16 protein-coding genes are annotated in these 19,049 nt (G+C 40.5%); 11 read left to right on the top strand and 5 right to left on the bottom strand.

Annotated elements, in window-relative coordinates:
• A complete protein-coding gene (locus tag ACEXOE_RS18570; protein ID WP_394750347.1) occupies window positions 1–759 on the top strand; it encodes a glycerophosphodiester phosphodiesterase in 759 nt (252 codons plus the stop codon).
• Window positions 759–2,048, top strand: coding sequence for a BaiN/RdsA family NAD(P)/FAD-dependent oxidoreductase (locus tag ACEXOE_RS18565; protein WP_394750346.1), 1,290 nt, complete (start codon window positions 759–761; stop codon window positions 2,046–2,048). The genes ACEXOE_RS18570 and ACEXOE_RS18565 overlap by 1 nt, the downstream gene beginning before the upstream one ends.
• Window positions 2,049–2,058: 10 nt before the next feature.
• Here ACEXOE_RS18565 and ACEXOE_RS18560 read toward each other — a convergent pair whose 3' ends face one another.
• Complete coding sequence (locus ACEXOE_RS18560; RefSeq protein WP_394750345.1) at window positions 2,059–2,532, bottom strand: TspO/MBR family protein; 474 nt, start codon at window positions 2,530–2,532, stop codon at window positions 2,059–2,061.
• 152 nt (window positions 2,533–2,684) lie between these two features.
• Here ACEXOE_RS18560 and ACEXOE_RS18555 point away from each other — a divergent pair, with 152 nt between their 5' ends.
• From ACEXOE_RS18555 to ACEXOE_RS18515, 9 genes are all read left to right on the top strand, one after another.
• Window positions 2,685–3,776: a diphosphomevalonate/mevalonate 3,5-bisphosphate decarboxylase family protein gene (locus ACEXOE_RS18555; RefSeq protein ID WP_394750344.1), complete on the top strand. Its 1,092-nt coding sequence runs from the start codon at window positions 2,685–2,687 to the stop codon at window positions 3,774–3,776.
• Between the two features lie 129 nt (window positions 3,777–3,905).
• Window positions 3,906–4,844, top strand: coding sequence for a mevalonate kinase family protein (locus ACEXOE_RS18550; protein ID WP_394750343.1), 939 nt, complete (start codon window positions 3,906–3,908; stop codon window positions 4,842–4,844).
• Between the two features lie 35 nt (window positions 4,845–4,879).
• A complete protein-coding gene (locus ACEXOE_RS18545; protein WP_394750342.1) occupies window positions 4,880–5,785 on the top strand; it encodes a geranylgeranylglycerol-phosphate geranylgeranyltransferase in 906 nt (301 codons plus the stop codon).
• Window positions 5,785–6,735: a carbon-nitrogen hydrolase family protein gene (locus ACEXOE_RS18540; protein ID WP_394750341.1), complete on the top strand. Its 951-nt coding sequence runs from the start codon at window positions 5,785–5,787 to the stop codon at window positions 6,733–6,735. The genes ACEXOE_RS18545 and ACEXOE_RS18540 overlap by 1 nt, the downstream gene beginning before the upstream one ends.
• Before the next feature lie 131 nt (window positions 6,736–6,866).
• Window positions 6,867–7,700, top strand: a complete 834-nt coding sequence (locus ACEXOE_RS18535) for a pseudouridine synthase (protein WP_394750409.1) — start codon at window positions 6,867–6,869, stop codon at window positions 7,698–7,700.
• 228 nt (window positions 7,701–7,928) lie between these two features.
• Complete coding sequence (locus tag ACEXOE_RS18530) at window positions 7,929–11,459, top strand: metallophosphatase (RefSeq protein WP_394750340.1); 3,531 nt, start codon at window positions 7,929–7,931, stop codon at window positions 11,457–11,459.
• Window positions 11,460–11,476: 17 nt separating this feature from the next.
• On the top strand, window positions 11,477–12,103 hold the full coding sequence (locus ACEXOE_RS18525; protein WP_394750339.1) for a Pycsar system effector family protein: 627 nt from the start codon (window positions 11,477–11,479) through the stop codon (window positions 12,101–12,103).
• Window positions 12,104–12,196: 93 nt separating this feature from the next.
• A complete protein-coding gene (locus tag ACEXOE_RS18520; RefSeq protein WP_394750338.1) occupies window positions 12,197–13,762 on the top strand; it encodes a protein adenylyltransferase SelO in 1,566 nt (521 codons plus the stop codon).
• A gap of 37 nt (window positions 13,763–13,799) precedes the next feature.
• Window positions 13,800–14,753 (top strand): hypothetical protein, encoded by a 954-nt coding sequence (locus ACEXOE_RS18515; protein ID WP_394750337.1) that lies wholly within the window; start codon window positions 13,800–13,802, stop codon window positions 14,751–14,753.
• A gap of 26 nt (window positions 14,754–14,779) precedes the next feature.
• Here ACEXOE_RS18515 and argH read toward each other — a convergent pair whose 3' ends face one another.
• The 4 genes from argH to ACEXOE_RS18495 all read right to left on the bottom strand — a co-directional run bounded on the left by argH (window position 14,780) and on the right by ACEXOE_RS18495 (window position 19,039).
• A complete protein-coding gene (gene argH / locus ACEXOE_RS18510) occupies window positions 14,780–16,060 on the bottom strand; it encodes an argininosuccinate lyase (protein WP_394750336.1) in 1,281 nt (426 codons plus the stop codon).
• 145 nt (window positions 16,061–16,205) lie between these two features.
• Complete coding sequence (locus ACEXOE_RS18505) at window positions 16,206–17,288, bottom strand: M20 family metallo-hydrolase (RefSeq protein ID WP_394750335.1); 1,083 nt, start codon at window positions 17,286–17,288, stop codon at window positions 16,206–16,208.
• A gap of 5 nt (window positions 17,289–17,293) precedes the next feature.
• The gene (gene argB / locus ACEXOE_RS18500; RefSeq protein WP_394750408.1) at window positions 17,294–18,070 is read right to left on the bottom strand and encodes an acetylglutamate kinase; all 777 of its coding nucleotides are present in this window, start codon (window positions 18,068–18,070) and stop codon (window positions 17,294–17,296) included.
• An 18-nt stretch (window positions 18,071–18,088) separates the two neighbouring features.
• Entirely contained in the window at window positions 18,089–19,039 is a 951-nt protein-coding gene (locus ACEXOE_RS18495) for a Rossmann-fold NAD(P)-binding domain-containing protein (protein WP_394750334.1), read from the bottom strand.
• Window positions 19,040–19,049 lie beyond the last annotated feature (10 nt).

Here is a 19,049-nt window from a genome sequence, read left to right as displayed (position 1 = left end):
ATGATAAAAAGACTACCTAAGCTTCTCTTATCTCTTTGGTTTCTAAGCTTTTTAAGTTGTACTATGATGAATGACAACCCCCTTGTTATAGGCCATAGAGGGGCTATGGGCTACGAAACCGAAAATACTTTAGCCTCTGTTCAAAAAGCACTAGATCTCAATGTAGATATGATTGAAATTGATGTGTTTAAAATTGAAAGTGGAGAGATTGTGGTGTTCCACGACGAAAAAGTCGATCGATTGGCCAATGGCGGAGGAGCCATAGAAAGTTATAACCTCTTGGATCTGAGAAAACTTATTCTCGATGGGAATCATAAAATTCCACTATTACAGGATGTTTTGAAATTGATCGATCATAAGGTTCCCCTCAATATTGAACTCAAAGGGGCGAACACTGCTGAAGAGGTAAATGCCATTATGTCCTATTATATCAAGGAAAAAGGATGGTCTACCGATGATTTTCTGATTTCAAGCTTTAATTGGGATGAATTGCGCAAGATGCGCAAATTAAATGATACGGTGGCCATTGCTGTATTGACCGAAGAAGATCCCAAAGATGCTATCCCCCTAGCTCAGGAGCTTGTTGCAGTGGCCATAAATCCAAACTTTGCGTTACTTACACAAGACAATATTAACATTGTGCACGATGCTGGTTTTAAAGTGTACACATGGACGGTCAATGAAGAACAGGATATCATGAAAGCAAAACGGATGGGGGTAGATGGTATTTTTACCAATTATCCAGACCGTATACATTGATGTTCGACGTTGTAATTATAGGTGGAGGAGCTGCTGGCTTCTATGCTGCAATCCACATCGCGGAAGAAAACCCTAGTCTAAAGGTGGCCATCATTGAGCGGGGGAAGCAAGTGCTGTCCAAAGTAAGGGTCTCTGGGGGAGGGCGTTGTAATGTCACGCATGCTACCTTTGTTCCTACGGAACTTGTGAAGAATTATCCCAGGGGAGAAAAAGAATTGATGGGGCCTTTTCATACCTATGCCACGGGAGATACGGTCGATTTTTTTGAAAGAAGGGGAATCACCCTTAAAATTGAGGAGGATGGTAGGATATTCCCAACGAGTAATTCTTCCCAAACCATTATAGATTGTTTTTTAAATGAGACAGCACGCCTTGGAGTAAAGGTCATAAAGAGTACCGCTGTGACTGGAATTTTTCCGCCTGAAAAGTTGGAGAATGAACAAGGGGCGTATTGGAAAATCGAAACGATCAGAAAAGATTTTCATGCCAAAAAAGTTATAGTGGCCGCTGGGAGTAGTCCTAAAGTATGGACAATGCTAGAAGCCCTTGGTCATACAATTGTACCTCCGGTTCCCTCATTATTTACGTTTAATATCAAAGATCCCCGTATCAAGGGCATCCAAGGAATAAGCACAGAGGTACGGGTCTCCGTCAGTATTGAAAAAAACAAGAACAGCAAGTTGACCACAGTATTGAAAAGTAAAAAAATTCAACCGATAAAATTAACTTCGGAAGGCCCCCTCTTAATTACACATTGGGGTATGAGTGGCCCGGCAATTTTAAAATTATCGGCTTGGGGCGCGCGCATATTGCACGATTGTGATTATATGTTCAAAGCAACCGTCAATTGGCTTCCGGAATACCATAAGGGAGGTATTATACATCTCCTAATGCAGGTAAAGGAAATTGAATCGAAAAAAACCGTATTGCGAACCAATGCGGTAGACCTTCCTAGAAGATTATGGATCAATTTAGTGAAAGCTGCTGGAATTTCTGAAACGACAAAATGGGCCGATGTAAGCAAGTTGGAACTTCAAAAATTGTCTGAACAATTAACGGAATCTGAATTTGAGGTACTTGGAAAAAGTACATTTAAAGAAGAATTTGTGACTGCCGGAGGGGTAGATTTAAAAGAAATCAATTTTAAGACTTATGAGAGTAAGATCCATCCACAGTTATATTTTGCCGGAGAAGTAATCAATGTAGATGCTATCACCGGAGGATTTAACTTTCAAAATGCTTGGACCGGAGCCTATATTGCGGCTAAGGCCATCGTGTCTGCGGTTTAAACAAGGGAGACTAATTCAATTCCCATATTTTGTAATTCAGCAAAGTGGCAAAGCATACCCAAAGGAAATAGGGAATCAATAAATAAGCGGCAACTTTGCTGACTACCCTGAACCATTTAATGGTCATAAGAATAAGCATGAGTAATACCAATATGGTCAATAAGGCCCAAAAAGGATTTTTTAGCCCAAAAAACAAAATGCTCCACAAGGCATTGAACAATAATTGAAAACCAAAATGGTATAAAGCCGTTTTTACCCAAATATGATAAAACCCTTTAGACCATACGATTCCTGCTGCAATGCCCATCATGAGGTATAATACGGTCCAGACGGGGGCAAATACCCAATTTGGAGGATTAAAACTAGGTTTGTTCAACGTAAGGTACCAATCATTGACCGAGCTCTGCGTGGCAAAACTCGATAAGAAGCCTATCAGTAGGCAAATGATAATACTGATGGTAATATAGCGCAGTTTCTTTTTCAAAGGACCCGTTTCGAACTAAAATAGTAATTTATGCCCAATTTGCATTGCTCTATACATTAAGAATATGGACTCTCCTGAAAAATGAGATCACTTTGGGATCTATGCGGAGGGTTACAACTGTAAAAACTATCTTTGTATAAACGGTATCGTACATGACAGAAAAAGACTTTGTTCCTTCCAAATATTTACAGGAAGTAAAGGAAGGGAAAGTAAGATGGAAATCTCCAAGCAATATTGCTTTAGTAAAGTATTGGGGGAAAAAAGAGAACCAAATTCCAGCAAACCCATCCATTAGCTTCACCTTGAGTGCCTGTGCTACCACGACTACGCTTCATTATAAGAAACGGGAAGAAAAAGGAAACGATTTTTCTTTTGATTTGTATTTTGAAGGAAAGCGCAAAGTCGATTTTGAACCTAAGATCCATGCTTTTTTTGAGCGAATCGTAGCCTATGTACCATTTTTGAAGGAGTATCATTTTAAAATTGAAACCTCAAATTCCTTTCCCCATAGTAGTGGTATAGCTTCCTCTGCCAGTGGAATGTCTGCATTGGCATTGTGTTTAATGGATTTGGAACAAGGTTTAAATCCGGAAATAGGGCAAGATTTCTTTAAAAGAAAAGCGTCGTTTTTAGCGCGCTTAGGTTCGGGAAGTGCATGTCGCAGCATTGAAGGGGATATGGTACAATGGGGAAACCACAAAGATAGTTTGGATAGTTCTGACCTTTATGGTACAAAATACCCTTTTAAAGTACATGCGATCTTTAAAAAGTACCACGATACGATACTTTTGGTAGACAAAGGGCAAAAAGAGGTAAGTAGTACAGTAGGACACAATTTAATGCACGGGCATCCTTTTGCGGCATCCAGATTTGAGCAGGCCCATGATCATCTCACTCACTTGAAATCGGTTTTTGAGCAGGGTGATATCGATCTTTTTATCAAGATTGTAGAACGTGAAGCCCTTACCCTGCATGCTATGATGATGAGTAGCGATCCTTATTTTGTTTTGATGAAGCCCAATACCTTGCATATTATCCATAAAATCTGGGCTTTTCGTAAAAGTTCAGGCACGCATCTGTGCTTTACATTGGATGCAGGGGCCAATGTCCATATTCTTTATCCCGAAATGGAAAAGGAAAAGGTATATCAATTTATTAAGGATGAGTTAGTTGTGTATTGTGAAAACGGACAGTATATTTGCGATAGAATAGGATTCGGGGCGCAAAAATTAAATGTGCTATAGAAGATAATTAAATACCTAGAAGCACGTTAGAAAAGTATATATTGACAAGCGTGGACGTATTATTTTTGATTAGGTAAATAGAATTGTTTATCTTTATTGAAGAATTGTTAAACAAAATAGATTTTTAGAATGAAGGGGCCATTGTTTTATGCGAAGATTTTACTTTTTGGAGAGTACGGAATCATCAAAGATTCCAAAGGGCTTTCCATTCCCTATAACTTCTTTAAAGGAGCACTAAAAACGGATAAGAATCCTTCGGATAATGCCATTGCATCCAATGCCAGTTTACGGGAATTTGCAGATTACTTGGAAAACATGGGCAAGGAGGAAGAGGATTGGGCTGTTTTTGATATTATGGCACTTAAGGAGGATGTAGCAAAAGGAATGTATTTTGACAGTTCCATCCCGCAAGGCTATGGCGTAGGGAGTAGCGGAGCTTTGGTCGCGGCCATTTATGATAAATATGCAAAAGATAAAATAACGGTTCTAGAGAATTTAACGCGGGAAAAACTCCTTAAACTGAAGTCGGTTTTCGGAAAAATGGAATCCTTCTTTCATGGCAAATCTTCTGGTTTAGATCCCTTGAACAGCTATTTGAGCTTACCCATTCTTATAAATTCCAAAGATAACATTGAATCAACCAGTATCCCTTCCCAAAATCAAGAAGGAAGAGGTGCCGTATTCTTGTTGGACAGTGGCACGATTGGGGAAACAGCGCCCATGGTAAGTATTTTTATGGAGCAGATGAAACAGGAAGGATTTCGTTCCATGCTTAAAAATCAATTCATAAAGCATACAGATGCTTGTGTGGAAGACTTTATCAATGGAAATGTAAAATCACTTTTTGGCAACCTAAAACAGCTCTCCCACGTAGTTTTGGATAACTTTAAGCCCATGATTCCTAAAGAATTCCATAAACTTTGGAAACATGGTATAGATACCAATGAGTACTATTTAAAGCTTTGCGGATCTGGGGGTGGAGGCTATATTCTTGGGTTTACGCAAGATGTGGATAAGGCCAAAAAAGCGCTCAAAGGGTACAATTTAGAAGTAGTCTATAATTTCTAAATAATTTTTACTTAATAGTATAATCAACTTCTCAAATGCTTGACAGAAGAAAAAAACTCGTACTCCTAAAGTTTTTGAGTTTGTTTTCCGTGGTCAGGGGGTATAATATTCTAATTATTGTATTGGCCCAATATCTGGCCTCCATCTATATTCTGTCGCCTAATTTATCGCTTAGAGCTGTAGTTTTTGATCTCAACTTATTAATGCTGGTGATTGCATCGGCCTTGGTGATTGCAGGAGGATATATTATCAATAGTTTTTACGATGCAGAGAAGGATCTGATCAATAAGCCCCGGAAGACCATGCTGGACAGGCTGGTCAGTCAACGTACAAAGTTGACCACCTATTTTATACTGAACTTTTCTGCCGTTTTTTTTGCAAGCTATGTGTCCTTTAGGGCGGTGTTGTTTTTTTCAGCCTACATTTTTGGAATATGGTTTTATTCCCATAAACTTAAGCGACTGCCTTTACTAGGAAATATCGTATCCGCAACCTTGGCCATTGCCCCTTTCTTCGCCGTGTTCGTCTATTATAAAAATTTTGAAACGGTGATTTTTGTACATGCCATTTTTCTCTTTTTATTGATATTGTCGCGGGAAATGATAAAGGATTTGGAAAATATGGCAGGTGATATGGCGCAAAATTACAAGACCATCCCTATTCTTTATGGACCTAAAGTATCAAAAATTGGGATTGGATTCTTAATTGTGTTGACTTTGATTCCTTCCCTATTGTTGATCAATAGATTTAATATAGGGCACATGTATATTTACTTTATAGGATGTGTTTTTTTATTGCTGTTATTTATGATATTATTATGGAAATCCAAGTCCAAAAAAGATTATGTTTGGCTCCATAATATTTTGAAATTAATTATTGTTGTAGGGGTCTTTAGTATTTTATTGATCGACATAGACCTCGTCTTAAATCGTATACGTTAATGGAACATCTGTTAAAAGTAGCTATGGCGCAAATTTCGCCAGTTTGGTTGAACAAGGAGGCTACCCTCCAAAAAATTGAAAACTCCATTCGTGAGGCTGCTGAAGCGCAGGCAGAACTTATTGTTTTTGGTGAAGCTCTCCTCCCGGGATATCCATTTTGGTTGGCGTTGACCAATGGGGCGGCTTGGGATTTAAAGGTAAATAAGGAAATACATGCTCACTACACCCGTAATGCCATACAAATAGAGGCTGGCGAATTGGATAGCGTATGTGCTCTGGCGAAAGAACATAAGATGGCTATTTACTTGGGAATTATTGAACGTGCTAAAAACCGAGGGGGACATAGTTTGTATTGTTCGCTGGTCTATATCGATGCAACTGGAGCAACTAAATCTGTACACCGAAAACTACAACCTACCTATGATGAGCGTTTGACATGGGCTCCCGGTGATGGAAATGGTTTGCAGGTACATCCATTGAAACAGTTTACCGTTGGAGGATTGAATTGCTGGGAAAATTGGATGCCTTTACCACGGACTGCACTATACGGCTTAGGAGAGAACTTGCATATCGCCGTTTGGCCTGGTAATGACTTTAATACCAAAGATATTACTCGTTTTATCGCTAGGGAATCCAGAAGTTATGTCATATCCGTTTCATCTTTGATGAAAAAAGAAGATTTTCCCGAAACAACGCCACATTTTGATCAATTGATTGCGGTTGCTCCTGAGGTTATGGCTAATGGAGGTTCTTGTATTGCCGGTCCGGATGGAGAATGGATCATAGAACCCGTATTGCATAAAGAGGGATTAATATACCAAATCTTGGACTTCAACAGAATCTATGAAGAATCCCAGAATTTTGATGCCGTAGGACATTATTCAAGACCCGATGTTACCCAATTGACGGTTAACAGGGAACGACAGGCTACGGTTACTTACGATAATTAGAACCTAGAAATTGGGTTATTGTCCAGTTGTTTTCCTTTTTTTAATAGGCTTGCTTGACACTAAGAGATGATTAAGTGCTAGTTGTAGAGTATCATCCAATTTCCTTTGCTACCTTTGCGGAAAATTTCATTATGGGGAAATCGGACTTCAATAAAAAAACTTCAGGAAAGCAGGGAGCTAATTTCGGAAAGAAAAAATACCCTCCCAAAAAGACGGGTATGAAAAATACGGCCCCAAAACAACCTTCCGACCCCAACAGGATTCGATTAAATAGATATGTGGCAAATTCTGGCGTATGTTCACGTCGGGAGGCAGATATCTTTATTGCAGCTGGAAATGTGACCGTAAACGGGAAAACTATCACCGAAATGGGCTATAAAGTGCATTTATCCGATACGGTGAAGTTCGACGGTCGCTTGCTCAATCCAGAAAAAAAGGAATATGTATTGTTGAACAAACCCAAAGATTTTACGACAACTACACGCAATGAAAGAGGGAAAAGAACCGTAATGGGATTAATATCCAATGCCTCTAAAGCTACCTTACTGCCCATTGATCGGTTAGATAAAAATACCACTGGATTGTTATTGTTTACCAATGATGGTGAAATGACCAAGCGTCTGGGAACCCCAAAAAACGGACTACGTAAAATTTATCATGTGGAATTGAATCGGGATTTGAGAAGCGTCGATCTAAAATCAATTCAAGAAGGAATCGCTATAGACGATAAAGTGGTGCGGGTCCAAGACATCAGTTTTGTGGATAATGCACCGAAAAATCAGGTAGGCATTGAAATTTTTAGCAGTAGAAATAATATTGTACGACGTATTTTTGAACATCTCGAATATGAAATCGTCAAATTGGATCGGGTGATTTATGCAGGCTTAAGTAAAAAAGATCTACCCCGAGGACACTGGAGGTACCTTACAGAACAAGAGGTGATCAATTTGGGGATGATAACATAATAGCTAAGGAAACGCATGTCTCCTTGTGCCGCTATGGCCCCTCTTTTCATGGAATTATTTTTAGGTATTGTCGCGCGAAGTAACTTCCTATAGTTTTCTACTTTCTCTAAACCTTTGATTGTGATACTTTTGCGCTCGAAGTTGTGGTCTTCTGGAATTGTTGTATTTTCCAGAGAAGATTTCTTCAATCAACAACATACACAATACATGACCATCAAAATGAAAAAAGTGAAAAATATAAGACTAATGTTGGTATTCTTATCGGTGTTAGCTTTTTACAGGGGATTTTCGCAAGAAATAGAGACCTCTATTTTTATTACCGGCAATACAGGGGAGGCAGAGCACCAACAGCTACTTTCCCAAATAATGAAGGATAGCAGAAATGTTGATGAAGCTACTTTATTGATTCTGGGTAACGCCATGAAAAAAGGAGGCTTCGCCAACCCTTTGACCATGACCACCCTAGAAGCACAATTATCCGAAGTAAAGAAATTCAAAGGGAAATCAATATTTGTTCCTGGACCCAATGAATGGGAGGAAAAAGATCATAAGGGAGTACGGAAATTGGAGAAGTTTATTCAAAAGAACAGTGATGCGAAGTTTTATCCGGATGGATCCTGCCCAATCAAGAAAAAAGAACTATCGGATAATGTGGTTTTGATTACTATTGACTCCCAATGGTATTTGGAAGATTGGGATGCTTATACGTATTTAAATGAAGATTGTGATATTAAAAATAGAACACTTTTCTTTTTGGAATTCGAAGCAATACTGAAAAAAGCACAGGATAAGATTAAGATCGTTGCAGTTCATCACCCTGTTTATACCAACAGTAGACAGGGGCTTCTTAGGAATACTGCCGCATTTTCCAGCCAGGATTTCCAAAGCAAACAATACCGTGGTTTAAGGAATAGGTTGGCTACTTCGGCGCGGCAAATGGAAAAGGTGATTTTTGTATCGGCGCACGATAAAAACCTACAGTATATGAACCCTAGCGGGGTAGCACAGATTATTAGCGGGGCGCCGGGAAGTACAAGAGGTGTAAAAAAATCGAAAGAAGGAGAATTTTCGTCTACGAAGAACGGCTATGCCCGTTTGGATATCTATGACAATGGAAAAGTGACCACCAGTTTTCATTCGGGAGTGCAAGGCAAAAGTGAAATGTTGTTTTCCACGATGATATTCGATGAAAAAAAAGAAAATGGCCTAGCCGATACGTTCCGGAATAAAGAAAGCTACGGGAAAACAAAGAAAGCGTCCATATATACTAAAGAAGAGACCCAGAAAGGAGGAACCTATACGAGTCTTTGGGGTAAGCATTATAGGCAGTTCTATGGAAAGCAGATAGATGCGCCAGTGGTTTTTTTAGATACACTATGGGGAGGATTGAAACCTGTGAAAAAAGGAGGTGGGCAACAGTCCAAATCCTTAAGAATAGAAGACAAGAGTGGGAAGCAATACGTGATGCGGGCCCTGAAAAAAAGCACAACGAAATTCTTACAGGCCAACGCCTTTCAGGATACCTATATTGGAAATGCCCTGGATGGCACCGCAGTGGATAAATTTCTATTGGATTTTTATACGACGTCCAATCCATATACTCCTTTTGTAATGGGCGGACTCTCGGATGCCGTGGGTGTTTTTCATACCAACCCCATACTGTTTTACGTGCCGAAGCAGGCGGCATTGGGCAAGTTTAACAAGGATTTTGGGGATGAGCTCTATATGATTGAAGAACATGTTGGAAGTACACAGACCGATTTGGTCAGTTTTGGAAGTCCAAAAAAAATATTGAGCACAGCAGATGTTATCCAAGAAATCCACAAAACTGGGCGTTCCGTAATTGATGAACCCTCGTACATTCGTGCCCGACTTTTTGATATGTTGGTTGGCGACTGGGATCGTCATGAAGATCAGTGGCGCTGGGCACTTTTTGAGAATGAAGACGGTACTGAAATATGCAAACCCATTCCCAGAGATCGGGATCAGGCCTTTTCCAAATATGATGGTGCCTTGATTTCCTTTTTGACCCGTGCCATTCCTGGTTTGCGGAAAATGCAAACCTATGACGAGGAATTGAGAAGCCCCAAGTGGTTTGCCCTATCACCCTATCATATCGATGTGAATTTCATTACAAATGCCGATTGGAAGGAATGGGAAAAACAGGCAAAACACTTACAGGAAAATTTAACGGATGCAGATATAGAAAAGGCCTTTGAAAATATCCCTGAGGAAATCAAAGGAAGTATTATAGAAGATATTAAAACAAAATTAAAGGGGAGACGCGCCAATATTGTGGCCATTGCCAAGGAATACTTTGATTATCTCAATAGGTTTGAAGTCATTGTTGGGACTCAAAAAGATGACAAATTTGAGATTGTGCGGCATGATGGAGGAAAGACTTCCATTGCGATCCACCGAAAAGATTTGGGTATTTTTAATAGGACGTTTACCAAAGACGTGACCAAAGAAATATGGTTGTATGGTCTGGATGGGAAGGATACCTTCACGGTTTCTGGTGAAGGAGATCAGCTGATTAAGTTAAAAGTATTGGGGGGCAAGAAAAATGACACCTATGATTTTAAAAATACCAGGAAGGTAAAATTGTATGATTATGCGAGCAAGAAAAATACGATTGTCAATAAAATATCCAAGAAGTGGCTCGTGGACGATTATGAGGTCAATAACTATGACCACAAGAAATTAAAGCACAGTGCCAATCAGGTTTTACCCATTATTGCGGCAAATCCCGATGATGGTCTGCGTATAGGGGTCATTGATAATTATACCTTTCACGGGATACAGGCGAACCCTTTTACGCAAAAACACACCTTTAAGGCTTCCTATTACACGGGAACCTCGGGTTATGACCTATCTTATAGAGGAGAATTTTCCAATATTTTTCACCGATGGAATTTTGCGCTGGAAACCTCCTATAACAGCCCTAATTTTGCTCGTAACTTTTTTGGTTTTGGAAATGATACCGAATATGATAAGGATGCGGTGGATCTGGATTTTAATCGCGTGAGGATTCGCAAGTGGGATGCGGCGGTTTCCTTGATTTACAGAGGAAGAAATGGAGGTTCTTTTCATTTCAAACCCTTGGTAGAATCGTTCCGAGTAGAAAATACCCAAGACCGATTTATCAATACGGTTCCGGCCAACAACACTATTTTTGATCAGCAGACCTATGGGGGAGTGGAAGTAGCTTACGAATATGAAAATAAGGACAATGCCGGTTATCCTACCTTGGGTTTTGATGCCGAAATACGCGCCGGATATAAAACAAATATTGATGGTGGAGCTGCCGAAAATAGCTTTGCCTATGTACAACCGCAATTGGTCTTAGATCACAAGCTTACCAGCAGTGGCTTTTTGGTATTGGCTACAAAAATAGGGGGGAATCTGATTCTTGGAGATGATTTTGAATTTTATCACGCGGCAACATTGGGGGGGAACAATAACCTTAGAGGTTTTAGGAACGAACGCTTTACGGGAAAGTATTCGGCCTATCACAATACTGATCTTCGCCTAGCGCTGGGGAAACTAAAAACGAGTATCATTCCATTGCGTTATGGAATTACAGGAAGTTTTGACTATGGCCGCGTTTGGACTTCCGATGACAATAGCAGTCAATGGCACAACAGCCCTGGAGGATCATTTTGGTTAAACGGCCTAGGGTTTTTAACGGCCAACCTTGGGTATTTTGGAAGTGATGATGGAGGTAGGGTGGTCTTTGTTCTGGGATTCTCATTTTAAATCCTAAAAGCAATCGTATGGAAGCACATAAAGGAGAAAAGCGACTGGAGAATCAATTTTTAAGGGAAGAATTGAATATTGACAAAGAAAAACTCAAAGCTTTAAAAAAGAAATTGGCCAAGGTGGAACAACGTTCCGAGAAAGGTACAGAGACCTTATTTAGGTTGGTATCAAAAAATCAGTATACCCTGAATTCCATGATCGATAGAAAGTCGAATATCCTTATCTCGGTGAATGCCTTGATTTTATCCATTGTTATTGGTACGGTATTAAGTGAATTGGATCAAGACCCCCATCTTCTACTGCCTTCGATCATCATTTTGGGCACCAATCTTACCTCTATCGCTTTTGCCATCTTTGCTACCCGTCCAGAGCTCTTTCATGGGGATAAAAAAACCAATAACCTCATGTTCTATGGCAATTTTCATGCTATGGAAGAATCCGAGTATACTGAGAAATTGACGGATTTAATATACCAAGGGGATGAATTGTATAAGATTATTGCAAAAGATACCTTTTATCTAGGGAAGACCATGAGCCGAAAATTTAAACTTTTACGAAAGTCTTTCGATGCCTTTCTTATTGGAATTATTATATCGGTTATTGTTTTTGTGGGCTGTCATATTCTCTTTGGAAGTTTCTAGCATCGAGGCACCCATCCAGAAACTTCCCGGGTAAAATACAAAGCTTATCCCAAAGCAAGGGGACTTGTCATGGTTTGTAATTATCTTAGCAGTATGAAATTGAAGATAAAGGATACGTTCACTACAAATTTACCCGCAGATGTGGATACCTCCAATACAAGGCGACAAGTGTTGAAGGCCTGTTTTTCCTATGTGATGCCAAGAATACCCTCTGAACCTAAAGTTTTATTGGTTTCCCATGAGATGGCAGAGCTTCTGGGTTTGGATGAAAAAGAGATGAATTCCAAAGCGTTTTTGGATATGGTTACAGGAGTGCGCCCTCCAGCTGGGATGCAACCGTATGCGATGTGTTATGGAGGACATCAATTTGGGAATTGGGCCGGACAATTGGGGGATGGTAGAGCGATCAATTTAGCAGAAGTTGAGCATAAGGGGCAAGGTTGGGCCATACAACTCAAAGGTGCTGGCGAAACACCCTATTCGCGTTCTGCAGATGGTTTGGCCGTATTGCGATCTTCTATTCGAGAACACTTGTGTAGCGAGGCCATGTATCATTTAGGAGTGCCTACGACAAGATCTCTTTCCCTATCCTTATCGGGAGATAAGGTATTGCGAGATGTACTGTATAATGGAAACGAAGCCTTTGAAAAAGGAGCTATCGTATGCAGGGCGGCACCAAGTTTTATACGATTTGGAAATTTTGAGATTTTTGCGAGCCGTCAGGATACAGATACCCTAAAAACATTGGTGGATTATACGATTACCGAATTTTACCCTGAAATAGCGACGGGGACCAAAGAAGGATATATTGCTTTTTTTCAGGAAGTCTCCAATCGTACCATGGATATGATATTACATTGGCAAAGAGTAGGTTTTGTTCATGGGGTGATGAATACCGATAATATGTCCATTCTTGGCTTGACCATTGACTATGGTCCTTATGGTTGGTTGGAAGGTTATGATCCCAATTGGACTCCCAATACAACGGACCGACAATACCGAAGATATCGTTTTGGAAATCAATCCCAGATTGCATTGTGGAATTTATTACAATTGGCCAATGCTCTTTTTCCTTTGGTGAAAGAGGCCGAACCTTTGGAAGCCATTTTACACGCCTATCACGATACCTATGAAGGGAGATATCGAGATATGATGCGCCAGAAATTAGGCTTGCAAGAAGCGTTGGAGTCAGATGTTCAACTTATAGGAAGCCTGCAGGCCAATCTGCAATTAACGGAGACCGATATGACCATCTTTTTCCGGAATTTGTCCAAATTAAGGGCAACATCAAAAGAAGAAGTGTTTTTGGAATTACTTCAAGAAGCGTTCTATGTTTCCGAAAGCATAAAAGATACGATACTGACCCCCTGGAAGAATTGGTTCAAAGCCTATACGGAAAGACTGGCATTGGAAACTACGACCGATGAAGAACGTTGGGCTGCAATGAATGCGACAAATCCTAAATATGTGCTGCGGAATTATATGGCACAAATGGCCATAGATGCAGCCGATCAGGGCGATTATGAAATGTTGGAGGAATTGTACCAGTTGTTAAAGTTGCCTTATGACGAACAACCGGAGCAAGAAAAGTGGTTTGCCAAACGCCCGGAATGGGCTAGGCATAAGGTAGGCTGCTCCATGCTGTCCTGTAGTTCGTGATTCGTTTTATAACTCTTGTTGTTTTAACTTTATGAAAATGAGATATTTACTACTAAATTTACTGCTTATTTGGAGTATGCTTTTGGGCATTTCATGCAGAGGTGATGGTGAAGCTAATGAGGAAATATCGTTAAATTCCCATATCCAATTTTTTGGTTTTACTCTAGTTGATACTCTTTGGGATGACCCTACTGATACCGAACATAATGCTAATTATAAAGATGAGGTATACCCTTTTAGCAATATTGCCGATATCTTGGTAGTAGATCCCGAGGACTATATTGCCCATAGGATAAACGCTTTTTCCGATTTAGAGATGAAAGCTATCCTTCATTTGAATGAGTTGTTTTTTGAGATTAGAGGAACTGATAGTCCTTCGGGTACGGCCTATGGACTACGAATTGATTATCAGGAACGTTGGAATAGATTTGTTGCTACGAATACTCTAAAGGAACAGAGAGCGTTAATCGGGGCTTTTTATATAGGTGAAGAACCTACGTGGAACGGTATTTCTTTTGAAGAATTAGAAGCGGTAAGCCATTATGTAAAAATGCAGTTCCCTGATGTTCCCATTATGCTTATTGAGGCCGCGCCTATGTTGACAACACTTCAAGTACCAACATCTGTAGATTGGTTAGGGTTTGATCACTACTTTGTGCAAAATCCTTTGGAAGATAACATTTATCAACAGGAATGGGCATTGCTGAAATCTAAACGGTCAGCATCGCATCAGCGTATTGTAGTCGTTATGGATACCCATTATATTTCAGAGGCTCATGGAGAATTTGGGGGTATTGCATTGGATGAAATGAACGAAGTGGCTCAAAGTTACTATGCTCTAGCCCAATCCGAAGTTTCAGTAATTATGGTCCTAAGTTATTTTTGGCCGAATGGTTTTGATGCTCCCAACTCCATTGGAGCTAGAGGAATGCCTTCAGATGTATTAGAAGAGTATATGCGAATTGGAAAAGAAATCTCTGGTAAAGAATAGCAGAAATGTAAAGAATCTTTTTCCGTCTATGACATACGATTCATCTTCTCCCGAATCTCTTCCAAACACAAATTCCCTATACTACCTTCATGGGTATGTTGGATATCCCTTTTGGGCGTAAAAGTACCTTCCTGAATTTCCATGCCCATTTTTTTATAGGCGTCCCGGAAAGGCATCCCGGATAATACCAATTCATTTAAGGTGTCTACACTAAAGAGATAGTCGTATTTGTGATCCTCCAAAATGTTTTCATTGACTTGGATTTTCCGTAAACTGAAGACCATAAGCTCCAAACAGGCCTTTAAATCCTGTATGGCAGGTACCATGATTTCCTTGACCAATTGTAGATCTCTATGATATCCACTGGGTAGATTGGTTGTGATCAATGTCAGTTGATTGGGTACCGCTTGTAGTCTGTTGCATTTCCCTCGGATCAACTCAAAAACATCGGGGTTCTTTTTGTGGGGCATAATACTGGATCCTGTGGTGAGTTCATCGGGGAAGGAGATAAAATTGAAATTCTGACTCATATACAAACAGATATCCATGGCCATTTTGGCTAGAGTAGCACCTACAGCAGCGATGCCAAAGGCAGCGGATTTTTCTACTTTCCCTCGCCCCATTTGGGCCGCAACTACATTGTACTTCATTGTGTTGAACCCCATCTCCTTTGTGGTAAAACTACGATCAATGGGAAAAGAACTTCCATAACCTGCAGCACTGCCCAGCGGATTCTGGTCTGCAACTTTATACGCGGCATCAATGAAGAAAAGGTCGTCGATCAAACTTTCTGCATAGGCAGAGAACCACAGGCCAAAAGAGGAGGGCATAGCCACCTGCAAATGGGTATAGCCAGGGATTAAAAGATCCTTATGCTGTGCCGCCAGCCCTAGCAATTGATCAAACAAAATCTTCACTTCTTTCTTGATATCCGATAACTCTTCCTTTAAATAAAGATGTACTGCTACCAAAACCTGATCATTCCTTGAGCGCGCCGTATGTATTTTTTTTCCGGTATCCCCTAACTTCTCAATAAGAAGAAACTCAATCTTGGAATGCATGTCCTCAAAATCATCCTCAATCGTGAAATTGCCCGCTTCGATACTGACTCCAATACGCTCCAATTCCTGAACTAAAGCTTCCGTTTCTTCTGTGCTTAGAATTCCTATTTTTCCTAGCATTTTGGCATGTGCCATGGAAGCGATGACATCGTATTTAGCCAAGACCAAATCTAACTCCCGGTCATTGCCTACGGTAAAATGGTCTATTTTTTTATCGGTACTAAATCCTTTTTCCCAAAGTTTCATGTGTTTTGCTTTTTAAGTTCAAGTTCAAGTTCAAGTGTCAAGTTCAAGTTCAAGTTCAAATTCAAGTATCAAGTTCAAGCGTCAAATTCAAGTTCAAATTTATTAAAGCGATACTTCGGCTAGTGCCTTATATTACCTATAGTTTTTAATTGTTCCTTATCTCATCCACTAAAAAAGCGTTCAATATCTGAATGTAGAGGTCAATCCCTTCTTTGATTTCATCCACGAAAATAAATTCATTGGCGGAATGAGATCGGGTGCTATCCCCAGGACCTAATTTCAGGGACTGGCAGGACAGCGCTGCTTGATCGGATAGAGTCGGGGAGCCATAAGTAGTTCGTCCCAATGCAATTCCCGATGCTACCAAAGGGTGATCTTTTTTTATGGAAGAAGAATTCAATCGTAATGAACGTGCATGCACTTCACAGGGTGCGTTTTCTTCCAAAAAAGTGGCAATCTCTTGGTTGCTGTAACAATCATTGACGCGGACATCCACTACTAATTCCACTTGTGCCGGGACTACATTGTGTTGGGTTCCTGCGTTAATTTGTGTTACAGTGAGTTTTACCTCGCCCAATACTTCTGAAATTTTCTCAAACCTACAGGCCTCAAACCATTGCAGTACTTCAATAGTATTGTAAATGGAATTGTTGTCATTGGGATGTGCCGCATGGGAAGGTGTTCCTTTCACCGTAGCATCGAAAACAACCAATCCCTTTTCGGCAATGGCCAATTGCATTAAAGTAGGCTCTCCCACAATAGCTACATCAATTTCTGGAAGTAAAGGTAGCATACTGTTAAGGCCATTGGACCCAGAGCTTTCTTCTTCTGCAGAAGCCACAATGATGATATTATGATTAAGATCTTTCCGTTCATAAAAATGAGTGAAAGTTGCCAATAAGGAAACTAGACATCCGCCCGCATCATTACTACCCAAACCGTATAATTTCCCATCTTCCACATGAGGGTGAAAAGGGTCTTTGGTGTAGGCTTTGTTGGGCTTTACCGTATCGTGATGGGAATTTAACAGGAGATTGGGCTTGCTGTCGTCAAAGTATTTATTGAATGCATATACATTGTTTTGTTCTCTTTGATGCGGTATGTTGAACGCATCTAACCATACTTGTATTGCGGTAGCCGTCTTGTCTTCTTCGCTAGAAAATGATGGAGTGGCAATTAATTCTTCCAGTAGGGTAATGGCGTAATCGTATAGTGTTTCTCTTTCCATAATGGTTAAAGGCGTATGGTGGTGTATAAATTTGTATTGGGGTCAAGCATGCTCGTGTTTCCTATGCACACTTTGCCCACGTTTTGCTGTAAGGCATGAAAGCAATTTTGCATTTTGGGCAACATGCCGTCCGCAATATAGTTGTTGGCCAACAGTTCTTTATAGGAAGCGGTATTGATATCGGAAATGACGGAATCGGGGTCATTGATATCTTTGAGAACCCCTTTTTTTTCAAAACAATAGTACAAGCTCGTGGTATAGGCTGCACTCAGTGCAATAGCAATTTCGGAGGCAATAGTATCGGCATTGGTGTTTAACAATTGTCCTTGTCCATCATGGGTAAGGGCACAAAAAACCGGGGTGAATCCTCCGTCAACAAGGCTGGAAATGGCGCTTAGATTCGCTTGGTCAATATCACCCACGAAACCATAGTCGATTTCCCGGACTGGGCGTTTGTGTGCCATGATCGTATTGGCATCGGCACCACTTAAGCCAATGGCGTTACATTTTTTAGCTTGTAGTTGGGCTACGATTTTTTTATTGGCGAGTCCGGCATAGACCATGGTAATCACTTCCAAACTTTGGGCGTCCGTCACTCTTCGCCCTTGGATTAGCGTAGAGGGTATCCCCAATTTAGTCGCTAAGGAAGTGGCTAGTTTTCCGCCGCCGTGTACCAATATTTTAGGGCCTTCCATTTTAGAAAAGGCATCTAAGAATTGTGTCAGGGCCACAGGATCTTCAATGACATTTCCCCCAATTTTAACTATAGCAATTTTTTGCATCTTCATTTGTCTTTTTATTTAGGGATTAGCGTTTCCCTCTTCCAATAATTTCTTCAATACCAGTTGGGCCGCATACGTTCTGTTGTTGGCCTGCGCGATTACTATAGATTGTGGACTATCCAAAACAGCATCTTCAACCACTACATTTCGTCGTACGGGCAGGCAATGCATGAACTTGGCCTTCCCCAATTTCTTTTTGGTCATCATCCATTGGGCGTCTTGAGATAGTATCTCACCATAATTCGTATAGCTGCTCCAGTTTTTTACATACACAAAATCGGCCCCCTCTAAAGCCTTTTCCTGATTGTACTCCACAGGGGTATTTTTAGTAATTTTTGGATCTAGTTCATAACCTTTGGGATGTGTAATTAGAAAATCAACATCCTGCATTTGTGCCATTTCAATAAAGGAATTGGCCACGGCATGAGGCAATGCCTTAGGATGGGGAGCCCAAGAAAGGACAACTTTGGGTTTTGATTGCTTTTGATGTTCTGCCAGTGTAATGGCATCGGTCAGGGCTTGTAATGGATGTCCGGTAGAACTTTCCATATTGACTACCGGAATACTGGCATGGGCCATGAATCCCTGTAGAATGATCTCGGCCTCATCCTCTTCCTTGTTCGTGAGACCTGCAAAAGCTCGTATGGCCACAATGTCGCAATACTGCGAAACAACTTGGGCCGCCTCTTTGATATGCTCCGAAGAACCTTGATCCATGATGGTACCATCACCAAATTCCAAAGTCCATCCTTCATTGCCAAAATTCATCACCATCGTGTCCATTCCTAAATTTAATGCCGCTTTTTGGGTGCTCAGACGTGTTCTCAGACTATTGTTGAAAAAGAGGAGTCCCAAGGTTTTTCCTTTCCCCAGTTCCTGAAAGGCCGTCGGATTTTTTTTGAGTGTTCTTGCTTCAGCTACCCATTCGGGAAAAGATGCAATATCGTGTACGGAAGTATAGTTTTTCATGTGAAATACG

It is taken from the genome of Spongiimicrobium salis (assembly GCF_043678055.1).
GTDB classification, from domain to species: domain Bacteria; phylum Bacteroidota; class Bacteroidia; order Flavobacteriales; family Flavobacteriaceae; genus Spongiimicrobium; species Spongiimicrobium salis.
This window is presented reverse-complemented; position numbering and strand designations above follow the sequence as displayed.